The sequence below is a fragment of the Kosakonia sp. AG348 genome, from assembly GCF_003337365.1.
In the GTDB taxonomy this organism is placed as follows: Bacteria; Pseudomonadota; Gammaproteobacteria; order Enterobacterales; family Enterobacteriaceae; genus Kosakonia.
The window spans coordinates 363,741-383,979 of the sequence record NZ_QPJR01000003.1 but is presented as its reverse complement, the minus strand read 5'-3'; the positions used below and the strand labels follow the sequence as shown (position 1 = coordinate 383,979).

The following is a 20,239-nucleotide window of genomic DNA, read 5'->3' as shown; positions in this document are numbered from 1 at the left end:
ATTCAGAGCACGCGTTTGCCTGTCAGGATACGGCGCGCGCCGAGGTAGTGATCCTGCCAGTAGTCATCAAGAAAATGGCTGATACGGATATTCAACCCGCGGCGCGGCGCTTCGATAAAGCGGTTATGCCCCAGATAGACACCGACATGATCGACCGGACCGCGTAATTTGCTGCGAAAAAACAGCAAATCGCCCTGGCGCAAGTTCGCGGTTTTTACCCGCATTAAGCGCTTGTCATGGAACATGGCTTTGGTGGTGCGGGGTAATTTATTACTCAGCACTTTGTTGTAGGCATAGAACACCAGCCCACTACAGTCGAAACCGCGCGCTGGCGAGACACCGCCATAGACATAAGGTTTACCCAACTGTTTTTTAAGGTGCTGCACAACCTTGTCAACTTTTGACTTACGCGTCGCCGCCAGTGTCTCTTCATGGCTGATCTTGCGCTGTTCGGCAAGCATTGTTGGCCCCTGTGTACGGCTAACCGGTTTAGACTGCGCGCAACCGGTCAGGAACACAGAAAGCAAAATAAGAAAAAAAAGCCCCAAAAACCCGCGGAGCACGCTCTGCCTGGGGGCAACGATGGATGATACAGTTAAATATTTCACAATATTAATACTAATAAAAATAAAGGGTTAAAATCTTAAATACATTTTTCATTCCTTAGCGGAAGGAGAAACGTACTTATTCGTCAAAAAACGCCCGTAACTTTTGCACTATTACTTTATTAAGCTGACAAATACGGGCTTCTGTCAGTCCAAGCATTGAGGCAATCTCTTTCAGACTTAATTCATGGTGGTAATACAACCCCAGAATCGTCTGTTCACGCCGGGTCAGGCTTGCTATCGCGCTTTTTAGTGCGCGGCTATTCACGACTTCCGCTTCAAGCGGGCGGCTTTCCAGCGCGTGGGAATGGAGATCGTTATCCAGACTCTCCAGCTCACTGGCGGAGTCGAGTAATAAATAGTGCTGATACTCCTCTGGTGTAATAGAAAGCCGTTCGCTTAATTCATTAAAATTCGGCACATAGCCAAGTTCACGCGCCAGCTCACGAATGGCGTCGTTGAGCTTGTACATCTTTTGGCGCAGCCGCCGTGGACGCCAGTCCTGCTGGCGTAGCTCGTCAAGAATTGCCCCACGAATGCGCTGGATGGCGTAACCGGCAAATTGCGCATCAGGTTGTCCATAACGACGCAATGAAAAGAGCAAACCCGTCAGGGCGACTTGCCGCATATCGTCTTTATCCATGACGCTGCTGGTCTGCCAGGAGAATTGTTTCACCACTTTATGCACCAGCGGCAAATAATCGCGGACATAGCGCGCTTCATCGGGAAACGTTATCGTTTCAGAGGAAATTACACTCATCATTATTAAATGGCGCAGACTAGATTTATTACATAAAAACAGACGGATGCTGCTTTTGCATTCTTTAGGCTGACGTTTCTCATTAGTTCAATGGGTAAAAAGATTAATTAAATAAACAACAATAAATTAACATCACACAATCACAATAAGCGGGACTGCACGGTTTCCCACCTTAACTGGTGTAAAAAGATACATCACATCCCCTATTCTTAATTCCCCGAAAAGCGGCAATTAATGAATTTGCGTGTAATTCATCTATCGCACAGTAGTATTATTAATATCTCATATGGAATGATTACTGGGGCCAGAAGATTTGCTCACGCGCCTTCACGTTAATTAATTCTCAATTACAGTACATAACCTTAATAATCACTTGTTCCATGATGGAGCTACTTGAAATTCGTTATGAAAAAACATTGTTGTGCCATTAACAATTGGATAATTGATTTGCCTTCCGGCTCAATTATTCATTTAGTCACCGGAGAACATAAGCGGCTGGGCGCGTATCAGCTCAAACTGCTGGATCTGTTGCAACAGAACCCGGGTAAGGTTTTTACACGGGAAGAGCTGACCAACCAAGTCTGGGAGGGGCGGGTTATCGGTAATAACAGCCTGCCAAACGCAATTCACGCCCTGCGCGCGGCGCTGGAAGATGACGGCAAACAGCAACGCATTATTCGCACCGTGCCTAAACGGGGCTATGTACTGGATGCAGAATATTGCCAGCAGGTTGAAAGCCCACAAGAAGATATTTCATTAAATAATGAGAAATCTCTCACAGAAGTGAGCACCGCCAATACGCAGCCGCTCTCTTCTGACGTGGTTTATGAAACGCCTGAGCAATCAACACGCTATCCCCGGGGAGCCTTCGTATCGCTATTGCTGGTTGCAGTACTTTTTATCGCCTTTATCGGTTATTTGACAATCGATCGCGGTCAGACGATGAAAGCTGAAGAGCTGGCAAAAAACGCGTATAGCAATATTCGTCTGTATACGCTTGTTGAACCCGGCGAGCGTCTGCAGGATCAAGCCACAGTCTACAACCGGCTCAAAGACACCTATCACCTTTTAAATGAGCAGATAAAAAAGAAATCCATCAACCTGAGCATCTATTCACGAAGTAATAACCAAACGCTGAACTTCACCCTGCGCTTACACAGCACCTGTGGGCAGAATATTCTGGCGATGCAGATCTACCAGTGGCGGGCCAATTTAGCTTCGCTTAATGAATTGATACTTGAAGAAACGCGGAGAAAACTCGATGAAATGGTGCCTTGCAAGACCGCATAAGTACGGCGTAATGCTGTTGCTCACGACGCTGATTGTCGCTGCCTGTGGCTATTTTTGGCATCGTTCGCAGCCGGCATTAAAACCGGGCAGCAACATAACGCAGCAATTCGGTTTTTACGATTTGCCGCAGCAGCAAAAAGAGCTCTATGACGTCCAGTTGTCCACCGTTGGAGAGACGATCGTAAGCCATGTCAGCAGTCCGAATAACCCTCAGTTCAGGCTCAAAGGGAGTTTCGTGCAGAAAAAACAGGCGGGTGAGAAACGCTTTTTTACCTACACACCTGTTCATTTCGCCCCCTCTCCGGACACCCCGTTGCTTGCCAGCAACATTGATTTACTGATGCATTCGCAAGTGCGTATGCAGCAACTTTGGCCAGATGGCGTGCCGCTGGTCACTATGCAAAACGGAATGATCTTTCTCTACCCGCTGGACGACAAGTAGGGAAAGGCTTAGGGCTGTTATCACGCCAGCTTACCAGACCAGGATTCACCGCCAGCCAGCAATGTTTTCCCATTAGTAATGGCCAAATATCATTAAGGCTGGCGGCATGCTCTATCGCACGATGGTAAGCATTTAATAACACAGGGTAATAGCTGGCGTTAACCGCATAGGCTGCAGCGCTCACGGCGTGATGTACACGAGCGATACCAGGTAGCGTCAGCAGCGGCGAGGAATGCTGATAATGCCCCCCCAACAGCAATGCATGCCAGTCCAGTCGATTAAGGCTCGCAAAGATACGATTCGCCTGCGCGAACACCCTTTCATCCTGCACCAGTTGAAAGTCGGCATCGAACAGCAGGACATTGTTCCACCCTTGCCGTTGCGCTTCGCTCAATACCATGCACTGTGTCTGTAATTCAGCCAGTCTGCCATCGCTGCCCGACGCTCTGGCAACGGGCCAGAGTTGTTCCGCGCTTATACCTGCCTGGCTTAACGCTGCACATTGCGCACCGAGCAATGCCTTATCCTGCGCATTAAAGAGCACCGCTACCTTTGCAAAACTGCGCCACTGTAAATTGCAACGCAACGACAGTTGCGGGCTCTGCCAGAGAGGGAAATTAGCGGCGTAATTCACTTTATGCATAGCATCATCCTTGCAGATAACAGGCGTCATAATGGTATTTGTGACTGACCACAGATTGATAAAGCCGGAGGGTCTTTTAACGCAGACAGGTTGAAAAGTCCCATCAATCAATGACATTAAATAATTAAGTCTTAAAAAACATACCAGTAAGTAAAATCTGTCTGCACTATTGCCGTATGAACGGCGTCACATTTCTGGCGTAATAAGCAAATAAGAATAAATTATTCTTATTAAACATTTTATGAGTAATATATTATTCCATAACAGGTGCCTGAGCCACAGTGCAGCAGGCAAATAACAGCAAAACCGAGTTGAGCGAAACGTTGATGAACATTGATCTCTCCAGACTGACTACCGAAGGCCGCAATACCGCCAGCGCTGACATTGACATGCTTGATACCGAAGCGATGTTGAGGGTTATCAACCGTGAAGATCAAAAAGTGGCGTTGGCGGTGGAAAAAACGATCCCGGCGATCGCCCAGGCGGTGGACGCGATTGTGGCGGCTTTTCAGAAAGGTGGACGCTTGATTTACTGCGGTGCCGGCACCTCCGGGCGCCTTGGGATCCTTGATGCCAGCGAATGCCCGCCGACCTATGGCACCCCGCGCGAGCAGGTGGTTGGTCTGATAGCAGGCGGCCATCGCGCCATTTTGCAGGCAGTAGAAAACGCCGAAGACAGCCTGACGCTTGGCGTTGACGATCTTAAAGCGCTTAATTTTAACGCTAACGACATCCTGGTCGGCATCGCCGCCAGCGGTCGTACGCCATATGTCATTGCGGCGATGCAGTATGCACAAAAACTCGGTGCGACCACCGTGGCGCTGACCTGTAATGCAGGCAGTGAGATGGCGCAAATCGCCGATATCGCCATCGTTCCGGTGGTGGGCGCAGAAGTCGTTACCGGCTCGTCGCGAATGAAAGCCGGAACAGCGCAGAAACTGGTGCTGAATATGCTAACGACCGGCGCGATGATCCGCAGCGGCAAAGTCTACGGCAACTTAATGGTCGATGTGGAAGCCACCAACCAGAAGCTGGTGCAGCGGCAAATCAATATCGTGATGGAAGCGACTGATTGCGATAGCGAAACCGCAACTCAGGCGCTGAAAGCCTGCGACGGGCACTGTAAAACCGCCATCGTCATGGTGTTAGGCGGGCTGAGCGCTGATCAGGCAGCGCGTCTGTTAGCCGACAACGGTGGGTTTATTCGCCAGGCGCTGGCTCACACGGGAGTCAACTAATGGCCAAAATCAGCGAGCAGTTTATTGCCACAGTCCTGCAATTGGTGGGTGGCAAAGAGAATATTAAAACCTGCGGCAACTGCATGACGCGGCTGCGTCTGACGTTAAACAACGATGCTCTGGTTGATAACGCCGGACTTAAAGCGCTGCCTGGTGTTCTTGGCGTGGTCAATAGCGAGGATCAGTTGCAAATCATCGTTGGCCCCGGCAAAGCGCAAACGGCGGCAGAAATGATGAGCGCGATGACAGGCGGTGCCAGCGCGCCTGTGGAAGCGGCGTCGCTGAAAAGTATCGCCAGCGATACCAAGCAACAGATGAAAGCGAAACAGACCAGCGGCGTGCATCAGTTTCTGGCGAAGTTTTCGACCATTTTCACCCCGTTAATCCCTGGCTTTATCGCCGCCGGGATGCTGCTCGGCTTCGCTACCCTGATTGAGCAAAGCCTGATTATCAATGCCGTCGAAAAAAATGCCACGCTCGTCCATATCGTTGGTTATATGAAAGTTTTCGGCAAAGGACTGTTCACCTTCCTGCCGATTTTGATTGGCTACAACGCACAGAAAGCCTTTGGCGGCAGCGGCGTGAATGGCGCAATTATCGCCGCGCTCTTTGTGCTCGGTTACGATCCGAAAGCGACAGTGGGCTATTTTTCCGGCATCGATAACTTTTTCGGTATGGGTATTGATCCGCGCGGCAACATTATTGGCGTGCTGATCGCAGCGATCATGGGGGCATGGATCGAGCGGCAGATCCGTAAATTCATGCCGGATAACCTCGACATGATCCTCACCTCGTTGCTCACGCTCCTGATTACCGGCGCATTAACCTTCACGGTGATCATGCCGATCGGCGTTGAGCTGTTTAAAGGCATGTCGTGGCTATTCCTGCACCTTAACGGCAACCCGTTCGGCTGCGCGGTGCTGGCCGGGCTGTTCCTGATTGCCGTCGTGTTTGGCGTGCATCAGGGTTTTATTCCGGTCTATTTCGCGCTGATGGATGCGCAGGGCTTTAACTCGCTGTTCCCGATCCTGGCGATGGCGGGCGGCGGCCAGGTGGGCGCGGCGCTGGCGCTTTATTTCCGCTCGGCGCGCGAGTCGATTCTGCGTAATCAGATCCGTGGTGCGATCATTCCCGGCCTGCTCGGGGTGGGCGAACCATTGATTTACGCCGTCACGCTGCCGCGCGTAAAACCGTTTGTCACGGCCTGTATCGGCGGGGCCTGCGGCGGTTTCTTTATTGGCACTTTTGCCTGGTTCGGTTTGCCGGTTGGGCTCAACACCGTGTTTGGCCCTTCAGGCCTGGTGGCGCTGCCGTTGATGACCTCCGGACAGGGGATCTACACGGGAATGGCGGTCTATGCAGCAGGTGTGGTCGTCGCTTACGTGTGCGGTTTTCTCGCGACCTGGTTCTTTGGTCACAAAAACGTGGATTTGAGCTAACATCCGTTTTCACCCGGCGTAAAGCCGGGTGAAATCAGGACATCAGAAGCGGTAGGAGAGGCTGCCGACGATGCTGCGTTCAGCACCGAAGTAGCAGTAAGAGAGGGAGTTACACGCTGCGACATAGCGTTTGTCGGTCAGGTTGTTAACGTTAACCTGCGCACTCAGCCCTTTCAGACCCACATGGCTCAGGTCATAACCCACCGCCAGATCGACCAGCGTGTAAGACGGCAGCGTGTGCGTGTTCTGACGATCGGAGGTGATGCCATTAACATAACGCACGCCGGAACCGACGGTCAGCCCGTTCAGTACACCGTCTTTCACGTCATAGCTAAGCCACGCACTGGCCTGATTACGCGGCGCGTACACCGCGCGGTTGCCCTGCTCCTGCGCGCTGCTCTTCTTGTAGCGAATGTCGTTGTAAGTGTAAGCAGCCTGCAAACGCAGGTTATCCGTCAGTTGCCCCACCGCTTCCAGTTCCACACCTTCGGATTCGATCTCGCCAATGGAACGGTAGGGATCGGTCGGCTCCACTTTGGTGGCGATGTTCTCCTGATTGATGCGATACACCGACGCGCTGTACATGGTTTGCGAGCCTTCCGGCTGGAACTTCAGCCCCGCTTCCCACTGTTTGCCCTTCATCGGTTGCAGGATCTTGCCGTACTCGTCGGTAAAGCTGGTCGGCGTGAACGCGGTTGAGTAGCTGACATAGGGCGCAAAACCGCTATCAAACAGGTACATCAGCGCCGCACGGCTGCTGAAGTGGTTCTTATCCAGCGTATCGCTGGTGTCGTTGATCTTATTGACGTTGGTGATCTTCACCTGATCGTGACGACCGCCGAGCGTCAGACGCCATCTGTCGAGTGACATCTGATCCTGGATGTAGATCCCGGTCTGCTCAAGTTTGTGCTTTTCGCGGCTATAAACGCTGATCGACAGTGGATCGGCACCATAAACCGGGTGGAAAGCATCGATCGCCGGGAAGTCGCCCGTAGAGGCGGTGACATTATTGCTGCGACGCTGATAATCCACGCCAAACAGCAAGCGATGGTTGATAACGCCAGTATCAATGCTGCCATCGATCTGGTTATCCAGCGTCACCGCTGAGAGCGATTCATCCGAGCCGGAGTAACCCCGCTTCAGCTCGCTATCGTTCAGCCAGCCTGAGGCATACACCTGGTTCAGATCGACAGTGGTGTGCAGGTAGCGCAATTTCTGGCGCACCGACCAGCCGCTGTCGAAGGCGTGTTCAACGTTATAACCGACCATATTTTCGCGGCGATCGTAGTTGTCGTAATCGTCTTCGCCTTCAAAGAAAGTGTTGGAAATTTTCTTGCCCGCGTGCGGCACCACGGTGCCTTCATACGGCAAACCGGAGTGGCTGCCACCTTCGGGATCGCGATGCAGGTAAGCCATCAGCTCCAGGCGCGTGTGATCGGTAATACGCCAGGTCAGGCTCGGCGCAATGGCGTAACGCTGCTCTTTCAGGTGGTCAAACTGCGAATCGGCATAGCGCGTCATACCGGTTAAACGCACCGCCACCCGGTCGTTATCATCCACCGGGCCGGTGACATCAAACGCCGCGCCGCGCTGGTTGTTATTTCCGGCAAACAGCTTCACTTCGCCGCCGGGATCAAACGATGGTTTGCGCGAATTCAGCGCCACAATACCGCCTGGCGATGAGCGCCCGTACAGCACCGATGCCGGGCCGCGCACCACTTCCACGCTATCCAGGAACCACGGATCGATAACTAACGAGCTGTGAGAGTTGGTGTCACCCATCATTTTCAGCCCGTCAAGATAGACGTTATCCAGGCTACCGTCAGAAAAACCACGCAGCACGATATAGTCAAAACGGTTGGATGCGCCAATCTGGTTGCTGTAGACACCCGGCGTATAGCTCACCGCCTGACGCACGCTGATTGCCCCCTGCTCTTCATACTGCTGGCGGGTGACAATCGATACCGCCTGCGGTGTTTCGATATCCGGCGTCTCCAGCTTGGTCGCGCCACTTTGCATTTGTGAAGTCACTACCACGGTATCGTTGCCGGGGGGGGTCTCTTGCGCCATCACCGTTACGCTCATCCCGCCGGTTATGCAGCCAATCATCAGCGCCAGTCGCGTTTTTGCGAACATGAAAATCTCCAGAAGCCATTATTATTGTAAATAAGAATTATTACCCTTTTGAATTCGCCGATAGCTATGCGCAGTGATGATTCACGTATGCGCGATGATAAAATCGCGCACGCATCGGCAACGCTGGTCTACACAGGAGAAAATCAGGAGGCGCGGATTTCGCTGGGTGCCATACCATAGCGGCGGCGAAACGCGGTAGAAAAGTTGGTGGCGTGCTGATAACCGGACATCCACGCGGCCTGCTGTACGCTGTAGCCTTCCGCCAGATAGCGACGCGCCAGTTCAAGACGGCAGTCACGCAGATAATCAAACACAGAGTGGCCGTACGCCTGGCGGAACTTCACGCGCAGGCTGCTGGCGCTCATCGCCGCCAGCTGCGCCAGTGCTGCCAGGGTGTACTCTTTTTCGGGGTGCTGTTCCAGCAAACGGCGTACGTTTTCCAGCCGCTGCTGTGCACCACATTGAACCGGGCGGCGTCTCTCCTGCCCCTGTATGCGCTGCGACAGCGCGTTGCCCAGCAGTTGCAGCATCACGCCTTCCAGCATCAGTTGGCGGGAGAGCGCAGGCAGTGAGGCTTGCTGCGTTTGCTGTAAACCAGACAATAAAAAGCCCGGCACCTGCCATAAAAAGGTCGGGGCACCATGCGCTTCCCACTGTTGTAAAAGTGCGCTGAGGAGCGGTGATTGCCAGCAGCTTGCCGGATCGACGCCAAGTGATAATGTGCGCAGATGGCAATCCGCCAGATGGCTGGCGTTCATCACCTGGTGCTCGCTCAGGCGCGAGGTGAACGCCATCCCGGCGCGCACGACAAACTCTTCCCCGTTCAGGCGCAGCATCACGCTGCCTTCCAGCACCACCAGCATGTAGAGCGGGCAACTGTGCAGCGAGGTCGTTTCATAAGGTTGCAGAACGCGAATGTCAGAACGGGTAAGGTTGATACCAGAAGAGAGCGTCATCTCTTCAACGTCGCCCTGAATCACAATGCGCTGCGCCTGACTGAAAAGACCGGTTGTCAGCGACGGGAAGCGGTAATCAATCCCATAACGCTCGCCAAAACCGATAAAATCTTCTACTGAAAAGTGTCTTTTTTGCATAGACGGCAGCCATCGCTATCTGTCGAACCCTCAACCCACGCGCGGGCGAAACGGCCTACACCTTACCATTCGCCCTGATGCGCTTCAATAATGTTGAGAATTATTCTCACATACGCATTAACGAGGGTTAATACGGTCGGCGTTTGCCAACGCAGCGAGAACCTGCTGGCGCAACCATTTATGTCCGGGATCGCGGTGCAGCCGCTCATGCCAGAGCATCAGCATGTCGAAGCCCGGCAGATCAACAGGTGGATCAACCACCTGCAACGCGCCAGTGGTGGCGACAAGCCGCTCCGGTAGCACGGCGACCAAATCCGTGCGCGCCAGCGCATCCAGCATAAACAGGAAGTGCGGCACCGAAAGCACCACATTGCGCGTTAACCCGCGAGCCGCCAGCGCGTCGTCCGTTGCCGCCTGAAAACCACCGCCCTCCGGCGAGACAATCACATGCTCCAGCTGGCAGAACTGTTTGAGCGACGGGCGACGTTTAAGCGCCGGATGGCCTAAACGGCCAGCCAGCACATAGCGCTCAGTGAACAATAACCGCTGGTGCAGCGACGCTGGCGCGCCTTCACGCAAATGGAAGAACAGATCGATATCGCCCTGCTCGGCCTGGCGCTTAATCTGGCCGGGGTTAAGCTCAAACACCGCGAGGCGGCTGGCGGGCGCGTCGCGACGCAAAGTGCCAAGCAGCGGCAGCAGCACCGCCGATTCAGTGTAATCCGTCGCAGCAATGCGCCAGGTCACACTGGCGCGGGCGGGGTCAAACGCGTTGACTGGCGACACCGCGCGCTCCAGCGCTTCCAGCGCCTGGCGTAACGGTTCGCGCAACTCGTCCGCCCGTGCTGTCGGCTGCATACCGCGCGGGCCGGGCAGCAACAGCGGATCGTCAAAGATCTCACGCAACCGCGCCAGTTGCACGCTCACCGAAGGCTGGGAAAGATTCAGCCACTGCGCCGCGCGCGTGACATTGTGTTCACGGAGCAGGACATCAAGCGTCAGCAGCAGGTTCAGATCCAGGCGGTTGAGATTAATCATGGCTATACCTGTGATATCAGCAATTAATTTCTACTATATCTGCGCTTCACCTACCCTGCAGCTTCAATCTTATTGCCGGGAGTTGTTATGAATGTCTTGATTGTTTATGCCCATCCGCAGCCGCATTCCTTGAATGGCGCGCTGAAAGAATTCGCCGTACAGCATCTTGAAAAAGCAGGTCACCACGTCGAGGTTTCCGACCTGTACGCCATGCAGTGGAAAGCACCGCTCGACGCAAACGACAGCCTCGATGCGCCCGTTGGCGACGTTTTCAATCCATCGGCAGATTCGAAACACGCCTTCGAGCAGGGCCGACAATCTGCGGATATCGCCGCCGAACAGGCCAAACTGCTGTGGGCCGACGCGGTGATTTTCCAGTTTCCACTGTGGTGGTTTTCGATGCCCGCCATCATGAAAGGCTGGTTCGACCGCGTTTACGCCTGCGGTTTTGCCTACGGCGTCGGCGAGCACAGCGACACGCACTGGGGCGATCGCTACGGTGAAGGCAGCCTGGCCGGTAAGCGCGCCATGCTGCTGGTTACCGCTGGCGGTTGGGAATCGCACTACAGCCCGCGCGGCATCAACGGTCCTATCGACGACATTCTGTTTCCGATCCAGCACGGCATGCTGTTTTATCCGGGTTTCGAGGTGTTGCCGCCGCTGGTGATTTATCGCACCAGCCGCGTTGATGACGCGCGATTCGCCGCCCACCGTGAAGAACTGGCACAGCGGCTGGATACGTTATGGCAGACGCCACCGCTGCCGTTCCGTCAGCAAAACGGCGGGGATTACACCATTCCGGCGTTAACCTTGCGCCCGGAGATTGCGCCGGGCGAAAGTGGGCTGGCCATTCATCAGCAAAGAAAAGAATAAACGCATAAAAATAACCGGCGTCGATAAATGGCGCCGGTTTTCTCTATTTGCAATCCATCACAATCTCTTCAAATTAATAGCAACGTTCTTCGCTATTATTTTCTGGCGCATTTCTCCATTGTTTTTCATTATTTCTTCATAATATCAAGTTTTGTAAATTCCAATAATTTGCGCAGGAAATGTTTACGCGAAAAATATAACTTCGTTTAATCTATTTGATAGTTGAGAACGATCACTCTCAAAAATCAATCAATCGAGGGTTCCCGATGCCGCCGAAAACCACGCAGGAACAACGCCATCAGCAGCGTAAAGATGAGATTATCGCCGCCGCCCGTCGGCGTTTTCGCGTGAGCGGCTTTCACGCCGCCAGCATGTCGCAAATCGCCCTTGAAGCCCAGCTGAGCGTCGGGCAGATCTACCGCTATTTCAGCAGTAAAGACGCCATTATTGAGGAGATTGTTCGCCGAATCATCGACTACCGCATCGCCGAAATGGAAAACAAAGCCGAAACCACGCACCTGCCGGAGGTGCTGGCCTGGCGGCAAACGCTTAGCCCGGATGACGACGCGTTAATGCTGGAGATGTCTGCCGAAGCGACGCGTAATCCGCAGGTTCAGGCGATGATGGTCGAAGCCGACGCCCGCATGTTTAACAATGCCTGCAACCATATGCAGAGCCGACATCCGCAGTTAAGCGCCGAACAGGTGCGCTGCTGCGTTGAGCTGCTGGCTGGCCTGATGGAAGGTGCGACATTGCGCCGTTTAACGCCGCAAAAATGCGACCCGGCGCAGTTAAAAGATCTGTATCAGGAAATTATCACCATGATATTTCTGCCAAAGAAATAACCCGACAAATATAAATCCGCGCTTATTTCCAGACCGCCGGAAATAAGCGCCAACTCGCCTGCTTATTATCCCGTTTTAATAACGGGCAGGCTTCGCTTATGCCAGGAAAATAGTCATGAAGTTAATAACTACAACGTTGATGGCCGCATTCGCGCTGGTTGGATGCGATAACGCCACACCACCTGCACAACACCCCACTCAGGAAGTCGGCGTCGTCACCCTGAAAAGCCAGCCGCTCGCCGTGACCAGCCTGTTAACCGGGCGTACCACCGCGTCACTCTCCGCAGAAGTACGGCCACAAGTTGGCGGCATTATTCAAAAACGCCTGTTTACAGAAGGCGATACGGTAAAGGCCGGGCAGGCGCTTTACCAGATCGATCCTTCCAGTTACCGCGCCACGTTTGATGAAGCCGACGCCGCGCTGAAACAGGCGCAGGCGCTGGTGACGTCCGATTGCCAGAAAGCCACCCGCTACGCACAACTGGTGAAAGAGGATGGCGTCTCGCGCCAGGACGCTGACGATGCGCAGTCCACCTGCGCGCAGGACAAAGCCAGCGTGAGCGCGAAGAAAGCGGCGCTGGAAAGCGCGCGCATCAACCTGAACTGGACCACCGTCACTTCACCGATCAGCGGGCGCATTGGCATCTCGTCCGTCACACCTGGCGCGCTGGTCACGGCGGAACAAACCACGGCTTTGGCGACCGTACGCGGGCTCGACACCATGTATGTCGATCTCACCCGCTCAAGCGTCGATCTGCTGCGCCTGCGCCAGCAAGCGCTGGCCAGCGACAGCAACACGCTCGCCGTCACGCTGACGCTGGAAGATGGCAGCACCTACAGCGAAAAAGGCCGCCTGGCGCTGACCGAAGTCGCCGTCGATGAATCCACCGGCTCCGTCACGCTGCGCGCGGTGTTCCCGAACCCACATCAGCAACTGCTGCCGGGGATGTTTGTGCGCGCCCGTGTGGAAGAAGGGGTGATGGCAAACGCGATCCTCGCGCCGCAGCAAGGCGTCACGCGTGATGCGAAAGGCAATGCCACTGCGCTGGTGGTCAATGCGCAGAATCAGGTTGAGCAGCGCAACATCGAAACCGGCGATACCTATGGCGATAAATGGTTAGTCCTGAAAGGTCTGGAAAACGGCGACAAGCTGATTGTTGAAGGTACCGACAAAGTCGCTGCGGGATCGACTGTGAAAGCCGTTGAGATCCCGCAAGACAATGGAGGAAAAGCCTGATGTTCTCCAGCTTCTTTGTGCGCCGTCCGGTTTTCGCCTGGGTGATCGCCATCCTTATCATGATGGCCGGTATTCTGGCGATCCGCACCTTGCCGGTAGCGCAGTACCCGGATGTTGCGCCGCCTGCAATCAAAATTAGCGCCACCTATACCGGCGCATCGGCACAGACGCTGGAAAACAGCGTCACCCAGGTTATCGAACAACAGCTTACCGGGCTGGATAACCTGCTCTATTTCACCTCTACCAGCAGCTCCGATGGCCAGGTGGATATTACCGTCACCTTTGAGCAGGGCACCGACCCGGATACCGCGCAGGTGCAGGTGCAAAACAAAGTGCAGCAGGCGGAATCCCGCTTACCGACGGAAGTCACCCAATCCGGCGTGACGGTGGTGAAATCCCAGAGCAACTTCCTGTTGATCATGGGGCTGTACGATAAAACCGACCGCGCCACCAGTTCCGACATCGCCGACTGGCTGGTGAGTAACATGCAGGATCCGCTGGCGCGCGTGAACGGTGTCGGTAGCTTGCAGGTGTTCGGCGCGGAATACGCGATGCGAATCTGGCTGGATCCTGACAAACTCGCCTCGTACTCGCTGATGCCATCCGATGTGCAATCGGCGATTGAAGCGCAAAACGTACAGGTTTCTGCCGGTAAAATCGGTGCACTACCCTCTTCCGGTCAGCAGCAGCTCACCGCCACGGTGCGCGCCCAGTCGCGTCTGCAAACTGTGGCGCAATTCCAGGACATTATCATCAAAAGCGAGAGCAGCGGCGCTGTCGTGCGGGTGAAAGATGTCGCGCGTGTTGAAATGGGCAGCGAAGATTATGTCGCTTCAGCGAAGCTGAACGGCCACCCGGCTGCCGGTCTGGCGGTAATGCTGGCCCCTGGCGCGAACGCGCTGGATACCGCGACACGCGTGAAAGATAAAATCGCCGAATACCGCCACAGCATGCCGCAGGGTTACGATGTGGCGTACCCGAAAGACAGCACCGAATTTATTAAGATCTCGATTGAAGACGTGGTGCAAACGCTGATTGAAGCCATCATTCTGGTGGTCTGCGTGATGTACCTGTTTTTGCAAAATATCCGCGCCACGCTTATTCCGGCGCTGGCAGTGCCGGTGGTGTTATTGGGGACGTTTGGCGTGCTGGCGCTGTTTGGCTACTCGATCAACACCCTGACGCTGTTCGCTATGGTGCTGGCAATCGGCCTGCTGGTGGATGACGCCATTGTGGTGGTGGAGAACGTCGAGCGCATCATGCGCGACGAAGGCCTGCCCGCCCGCGAAGCCACCATCAAATCGATGGGTGAAATCTCCGGGGCGCTGATCGCGATTGCGCTGGTGCTCTCCGCCGTCTTCCTGCCGATGGCCTTTTTTGGGGGTTCCACCGGGGTAATTTACCGCCAGTTCTCCGTCACCATTATCTCGGCAATGACGCTGTCGGTCATCGTTGCGCTGACCTTAACGCCAGCGCTCTGCGGCTCGATAATGCAACACAGCACGCCACATAAAAAAGGGTTCTTCGGCGCGTTTAACCGCTTTTACAACAATACCGAGCACAAGTATCAACACGGTGTATTACGCGTGCTGCGCCGCTCGGTTACCGTGGTCGGCACGTACGCTGTACTTTGCGCGGCCATGGCATTTGTGATGTGGCGTCTGCCTGGCAGTTTCCTGCCGACAGAAGACCAGGGCGAAATCATGGTGCAGTTCACCCTGCCCGCCGGGGCGACTGCCACGCGTACCGACGCGGTGGCCAGCAAAGTGACCGACTGGTTCCTCAACACGGAGAAAGCCAACACCGAAGCCATCTTCACCGTGACCGGTTTTAGCTTTAGCGGCAGCGGGCAAAACGCCGGGATGGCCTTCGTTTCACTGAAAAACTGGTCGCAACGTAAAGGTGCGGAAAATACCGCACAGGCGATTGCCCAACGCGCCAGCCGCGAGTTAAGCAGCATCCGCGACGCCAGAATCTTCGCCATGACGCCGCCTTCGGTGGACGGCCTCGGTCAAAGCAACGGCTTCACCTTTGAATTGCTCGCCAGCGGCAGCACCGATCGCGACCAGTTGCTGAAACTGCGCAATCAGTTGCTGGCGAACGCTAATCAGAGCAGCGAACTTACCGCCGTGCGCGCCAACGCGCTGCCGGAAACGCCGCAATTACAAGTCGATATCGACAGCAACAAAGCGGTGGCGCTGGGACTGTCACTGAGCGATGTCAGCAACACGCTCTCCAGCGCCTGGGGTGGCACCTATGTGAATGACTTTATCGATCGCGGACGCGTGAAAAAGGTCTATATCCAGGGGGAAAGCGATTCCCGCGCCTCACCTTCGGATTTGGATAAATGGTTTGTGCGCGGCAGCAATAACGACATGACCCCGTTTTCAGCCTTCGCCACCACGCACTGGGAATACGGCCCGGAAACGCTGGTGCGTTACAACGGTTCCGCCGCGTATGAGATTCAGGGCGAGAATGCCAGTGGCTTCAGCTCCGGCGTGGCGATGACCAAAATGGAAAACCTCGCTAATGCCTTACCCGCCGGGACAACCTGGGCGTGGAGCGGCTTGTCATTGCAGGAAAAACTCGCCAGCGGCCAGGCCATGAGCCTGTACGCCATCTCAATTATGGTGGTGTTCCTGTGCCTTGCGGCGCTGTATGAGAGCTGGTCCGTACCGCTTTCGGTGATCCTCGTTATCCCGCTGGGCTTGCTGGGCGCGGCGCTGGCGGCGTGGATGCGCGGGTTAAGTAATGACGTTTACTTCCAGGTCGCACTGCTGACCACTATTGGCCTGTCGTCGAAAAACGCCATCCTGATTGTTGAATTCGCCGAAGCGGCAGTACACCAGGGCAACTCTTTGTCACGCGCGGCGCTGCGTGCCGCGCGAACTCGCCTGCGTCCGATCATGATGACGTCACTGGCGTTTATCGCCGGGGTCACACCGTTGGCCATCGCCACCGGGGCAGGCGCGAACAGCCGCATCGCTATTGGCACCGGCATCATCGGCGGGACGCTCACCGCGACGCTGCTGGCTGTCTTCTTTGTCCCTCTGTTCTTTGTACTGGTGAAAAAATTGTTCACCGGTAAACGCGCACGTCAGGAGTAATCATGTTGCGTATCAGTGTTCTTTTCTTCGCCCTGCTGAGTGCCGGTTGTGTCTCTCTCGACCCGACTTACCAGCGCCCGCAGGCCCCCGTTCCCGCGACGTTACCGGGCGCGCAAGGCCAGGCAAAAGCCGTGGCCGCCGACTGGCAGCAGATCGTTAACGACAGCCGACTGAAACAGGTCGTCAGCAATGCGCTGACCCATAACCGCGATGTGCAAAAAGCGATTGCCGACATCGATGCCGCGCGCGCGTTGTATGCTGAAGACCGCGCCGCGCTGTTCCCGACGCTAAACGCTGAGCTCAGCAGCACCCGCAGCCGCACCGTTGCCACAGGCGTAACTAGCAGCGCCGAAGCCGATGGCGCGGTTTCCAGCTTCGAACTGGATCTGTTTGGCCGTAACCAGAGCCTGACCCGCGCAGAGCGTGAAACCTGGCTTGCCAGCGAGTACACCGCGCAAAACACGCGCCTGAGCATGGTGGCGGAAATCACCACCGCCTGGGTGACGCTGGCGGCAGATAACAGCAATCTTGAACTTGCGAAACAGACGATGGAGAGCGCGCAAAACTCGCTGAACATAGTTAAACGCAAACAGCAGATCGGCGTGGCCGCCGCCGGTGATACCGCCGATGCCATGGCGGTGTTCCAGCAGGCGCGCGCCAGCGTCGCCAGCTATCAAACGCAGGTGGCACAGGATAAAAACGCGCTCAATTTACTGGCGGGCGACACGGTACCGGAGTCGCTGCTGCCGGGTACGCTGGAGAGTCTTGCCGACAACAGCATTACGCTGACACCGGCGGGCGTGTCTTCTTCCGTGCTGCTGCGCCGCCCGGATATTCAGGAAGCGGAGCATAACCTGAAAAGCGCGAACGCTAACATCGGCGCGGCGCGGGCGAACTTCTTCCCGACCATTTCGCTGACCGCCAGCGCCGGGGTAGGCAGCGATTCGCTCTCCTCTTTGTTTAGCCACGGCCTGCAAGTGTGGTCTTTCGCGCCGTCCATTTCGCTGCCGCTGTTTGCCGGGGGTAAAAATGTTGCGCAGTTGCGTTACGCCGAAGCAGAGAAAAAAGGGCTGATCGCGACCTATGAGAAAACCATTCAGAGCGCGTTTAAAGATGTTGCCGATGCGCTGGCGCGGCGCGAAACACTCAACGAACAACTCGACGCGCAGCGTGAGTATGTCGCCGCCGAGCAGAAAGCGCTGGATATCGCCCAGCGCCAGTACAGCGCCGGAACCGGCGATTATTTGTCGGTGCTGACCGCGCAGCGCGCGCTGTGGACGGCGAAATCGTCGCTGATTTCGCTACAACAAACCGATCTGCAAAACCGCGTCACGCTCTGGCAATCGCTGGGCGGCGGCGTCAGTTAACCCTTTTGCGCCGGGCTGCCCGGCGCGTTTTTTGGAGCGGTTAAGCCACGGATTTCTCCCGCCGTTGCTATCGTGCTGGATATGCTGATGTTTGTCTTTGACGGCATCGGCGATAAAGCGATGTGGAAAATGAGCTTCGCGATTGTGATAGCTTCCAGCGTCGCGCTGGTTATTGATCGGTATGGGCGTCGTCAGGGTTGAAGAAAAGCAAAACAATGCAATTGGATCGCCCGCCGGATGACTGGGCTGCACTGCTAAAAGCCTGCCAGGCTTAACCCTTCTTCCCGCCCGGTTTTAACCCACGGTGAAACTCATTAATGCGTTTTACCGTTTTAATTGCCCGCTGCGACGTGGCGGACGCCACCGACAAGATGATCATTTCCAGACACAGCAGCACGGTGCCATGTAGCGGGATTTTGCCCTTCTCGCCGCCGCGCGGAACGTGGATCACCACATCGGCTTGCTGGCTAAAACGTGAATCAACAGCGTTGGTCAACAAAATCACCGGGATCCCCAGCCGCCGCGTCTCTTTCAGCGTGGTCAGCCCTTCCCGGTGCGCCGATTTCTGCGCCATCATCACCAGCACATCGCCGCGCTGCAAATTGATAAGCTGCTCCGACAGGGCAATGCCGGTGCGGTTAAGCGGGGATGCGGGTAACCCGATGCGGCTGAACAACCGCGCGGCGTACTCGGCGAGGATCCCCGATGCGCCGATGCCGAAAATCGCCACCTGCCGCGCCTCGACCAGCAGCGCCACCGCCTGGGCAATCGCGTAGCGGTTATCCGGCGCGGAGAGGATTTCGCAGGTATGCTGGTGCCCTTCGATCACGAAATCGATGCCGGAATTGACGTCGCACGAGAGCGCATTCACCGTGGTACTCATCTTTTCCGCCGAGGAGGCCGACGGGCCGAACCAGTGCTCAAGCGTCTGCTTCAAATCGCGAAGCCCGGCGAAACCGAGCGCCTGAATCGCACGCACTACCGTGGCATCGGAGGTTTGCGTCGCGGCGGCGATCTCCATTGCCGTTTGCTCCAGCACCCCTTCGCGGTTTTCATTGATATACCGCGCCACCGCCTGCAAACGCGGCGACAGCGTATGCGCCCGCGCCCGAAAGCGTTCCCCATACACATCCACACGAGTTTTCGCTTTTTTGGTGTTCAGCATCGTGCGCCCTTATCTGGCCGCCGGTAACGGTCGACCGGCAATGTGTGACTGCACCTGCGCCACCATCAGGCTCAGTGAGGCAAACGAGTTGGAGATCGCCTCTTCGCGCGAAATCAGCACGTAATGCCCGCGGCGACAGGCAGTGAGGAAATCACACCAGCCCGGCATCACCGCATCCATGGCCGCCATTTCATCCTGTGGTTTACCGCCGGTATCGCCGCGCCAGGTGGCAAAAACGAAATCGGCATCCAGTTCCGGCAACCGCTCGGCGCTGACGTCGATGCGCCCGCCGTCAGGGATGCTGTCGATAAGCGGCGGAAAACGAAAACCGGCATCACGCAGTACGCGACCCAGCGAGTGATAACTGTGCAGGGCGTTGATTTTCCCGTTGTTAGCCTGAATAACCGACACGGTTATCTTGCTGGTATCAATGGTTTTTTTCAGCGCAGCGATCTGCTCATGATAACGGCGCTCAAGGATCGCAAAGCGCGCCTGCGTACCGGTCAATTGCGCCAGCTTGCGATAGATCTCCGGCGCACCGCCTTCCAGATGATCGATGCTGACGGTGGGCGCGATTTTCGCTAACTGCTCAACCGGCGTGTTGCGACTGGGCTCGGTGATGATCAAATCCGGTTTTGCCGCCACCACCGCTTCAATGTCGATATCCGCTGAACCAATAAATGTCATCGCCGAATTGTCAAAATCGACACCGGTCAACATGCCGCTGGAGCGCAACACATGCGTGCCGTCCGGGCGCGTCCGTCCGTGGCTGGCGACCGGCGGTACGCCAAGCTCAATCAGCGGAATAGTGATATCGAGATCGTGTAACGACACAATGCGCTTCGGGTGCAATGGTACCGTCACCACGCGCCCGAGATCGTCGGTGAAAACCTGTGTCGGTACCGCGGCGCTGGCACTCAGACCAACCAGCACTAGCAGCGAAAAAAGTAAGCGCATACA

At 55.6% G+C, this 20,239-nt stretch carries 17 protein-coding genes; 9 read left to right on the top strand and 8 right to left on the bottom strand.

Translation table 11 applies throughout. The features are described from left to right. Positions 1-2 precede the first annotated feature (2 nt). Complete coding sequence (locus DFO56_RS08940) at positions 3-461, bottom strand: C40 family peptidase (RefSeq protein ID WP_052679808.1); 459 nt, start codon at positions 459-461, stop codon at positions 3-5. Positions 462-684: 223 nt separating this feature from the next. Then, positions 685-1,368 carry a FliA/WhiG family RNA polymerase sigma factor gene (locus DFO56_RS08935; RefSeq protein WP_045510146.1) on the bottom strand — a complete coding sequence of 228 codons (684 nt, stop codon included), beginning with the start codon at positions 1,366-1,368 and terminating at the stop codon, positions 685-687. A gap of 402 nt (positions 1,369-1,770) precedes the next feature. Between DFO56_RS08935 and DFO56_RS08930 the strand changes: the two genes are divergently transcribed. Both DFO56_RS08930 and DFO56_RS08925 read left to right on the top strand, forming a co-directional pair. Beyond that, entirely contained in the window at positions 1,771-2,655 is an 885-nt protein-coding gene (locus DFO56_RS08930) for a winged helix-turn-helix domain-containing protein (RefSeq protein WP_045510149.1), read from the top strand. Continuing rightward, positions 2,627-3,097 (top strand): hypothetical protein, encoded by a 471-nt coding sequence (locus DFO56_RS08925; protein WP_233500393.1) that lies wholly within the window; start codon positions 2,627-2,629, stop codon positions 3,095-3,097. The genes DFO56_RS08930 and DFO56_RS08925 overlap by 29 nt, the downstream gene beginning before the upstream one ends. Here the strand turns inward: DFO56_RS08925 and DFO56_RS08920 are convergent. Then, a complete protein-coding gene (locus DFO56_RS08920) occupies positions 3,051-3,740 on the bottom strand; it encodes a hypothetical protein (protein WP_114413857.1) in 690 nt (229 codons plus the stop codon). The genes DFO56_RS08925 and DFO56_RS08920 overlap by 47 nt on opposite strands. A 326-nt stretch (positions 3,741-4,066) precedes the next feature. Here DFO56_RS08920 and murQ point away from each other — a divergent pair, with 326 nt between their 5' ends. Both murQ and murP read left to right on the top strand, forming a co-directional pair. Continuing rightward, on the top strand, positions 4,067-4,978 hold the full coding sequence (gene murQ / locus DFO56_RS08915; RefSeq protein WP_045510249.1) for an N-acetylmuramic acid 6-phosphate etherase: 912 nt from the start codon (positions 4,067-4,069) through the stop codon (positions 4,976-4,978). After that, a complete protein-coding gene (murP, locus tag DFO56_RS08910; protein WP_045510151.1) occupies positions 4,978-6,417 on the top strand; it encodes a PTS N-acetylmuramic acid transporter subunit IIBC in 1,440 nt (479 codons plus the stop codon). The genes murQ and murP overlap by 1 nt, the downstream gene beginning before the upstream one ends. A gap of 42 nt (positions 6,418-6,459) precedes the next feature. On the opposite strand, the gene DFO56_RS08905 is transcribed toward murP, so the two are convergent. The 3 genes from DFO56_RS08905 to DFO56_RS08895 form a co-directional block, all read right to left on the bottom strand. Next, positions 6,460-8,553, bottom strand: coding sequence for a TonB-dependent siderophore receptor (locus tag DFO56_RS08905; protein ID WP_045510154.1), 2,094 nt, complete (start codon positions 8,551-8,553; stop codon positions 6,460-6,462). A gap of 143 nt (positions 8,554-8,696) precedes the next feature. Further along, positions 8,697-9,647 (bottom strand): helix-turn-helix domain-containing protein, encoded by a 951-nt coding sequence (locus DFO56_RS08900; RefSeq protein WP_045510157.1) that lies wholly within the window; start codon positions 9,645-9,647, stop codon positions 8,697-8,699. 117 nt (positions 9,648-9,764) lie between these two features. Further along, entirely contained in the window at positions 9,765-10,685 is a 921-nt protein-coding gene (locus DFO56_RS08895) for a LysR family transcriptional regulator (RefSeq protein WP_045510162.1), read from the bottom strand. 87 nt (positions 10,686-10,772) lie between these two features. On the opposite strand from DFO56_RS08895, the gene DFO56_RS08890 reads away from it, so the two are divergent. The 5 genes from DFO56_RS08890 to DFO56_RS08870 all read left to right on the top strand — a co-directional run bounded on the left by DFO56_RS08890 (position 10,773) and on the right by DFO56_RS08870 (position 18,114). Beyond that, positions 10,773-11,558 (top strand): NAD(P)H-dependent oxidoreductase, encoded by a 786-nt coding sequence (locus DFO56_RS08890; RefSeq protein ID WP_045510165.1) that lies wholly within the window; start codon positions 10,773-10,775, stop codon positions 11,556-11,558. A gap of 266 nt (positions 11,559-11,824) precedes the next feature. Further along, positions 11,825-12,403 (top strand): TetR/AcrR family transcriptional regulator, encoded by a 579-nt coding sequence (locus tag DFO56_RS08885; RefSeq protein ID WP_045510169.1) that lies wholly within the window; start codon positions 11,825-11,827, stop codon positions 12,401-12,403. Between the two features lie 115 nt (positions 12,404-12,518). Continuing rightward, positions 12,519-13,640: an efflux RND transporter periplasmic adaptor subunit gene (locus DFO56_RS08880; protein ID WP_072051637.1), complete on the top strand. Its 1,122-nt coding sequence runs from the start codon at positions 12,519-12,521 to the stop codon at positions 13,638-13,640. Continuing rightward, positions 13,640-16,747, top strand: coding sequence for an efflux RND transporter permease subunit (locus DFO56_RS08875; protein ID WP_045510174.1), 3,108 nt, complete (start codon positions 13,640-13,642; stop codon positions 16,745-16,747). The genes DFO56_RS08880 and DFO56_RS08875 overlap by 1 nt, the downstream gene beginning before the upstream one ends. A 2-nt stretch (positions 16,748-16,749) precedes the next feature. Further along, the gene (locus DFO56_RS08870; protein WP_045510176.1) at positions 16,750-18,114 is read left to right on the top strand and encodes an efflux transporter outer membrane subunit; all 1,365 of its coding nucleotides are present in this window, start codon (positions 16,750-16,752) and stop codon (positions 18,112-18,114) included. A gap of 271 nt (positions 18,115-18,385) precedes the next feature. Here DFO56_RS08870 and DFO56_RS08865 read toward each other — a convergent pair whose 3' ends face one another. Further along, the gene (locus tag DFO56_RS08865) at positions 18,386-19,279 is read right to left on the bottom strand and encodes a MurR/RpiR family transcriptional regulator (RefSeq protein ID WP_045510179.1); all 894 of its coding nucleotides are present in this window, start codon (positions 19,277-19,279) and stop codon (positions 18,386-18,388) included. Positions 19,280-19,288: 9 nt separating this feature from the next. Beyond that, positions 19,289-20,236, bottom strand: a complete 948-nt coding sequence (locus DFO56_RS08860; protein WP_045510182.1) for an iron-siderophore ABC transporter substrate-binding protein — start codon at positions 20,234-20,236, stop codon at positions 19,289-19,291. Positions 20,237-20,239: the final 3 nt, after the last annotated feature.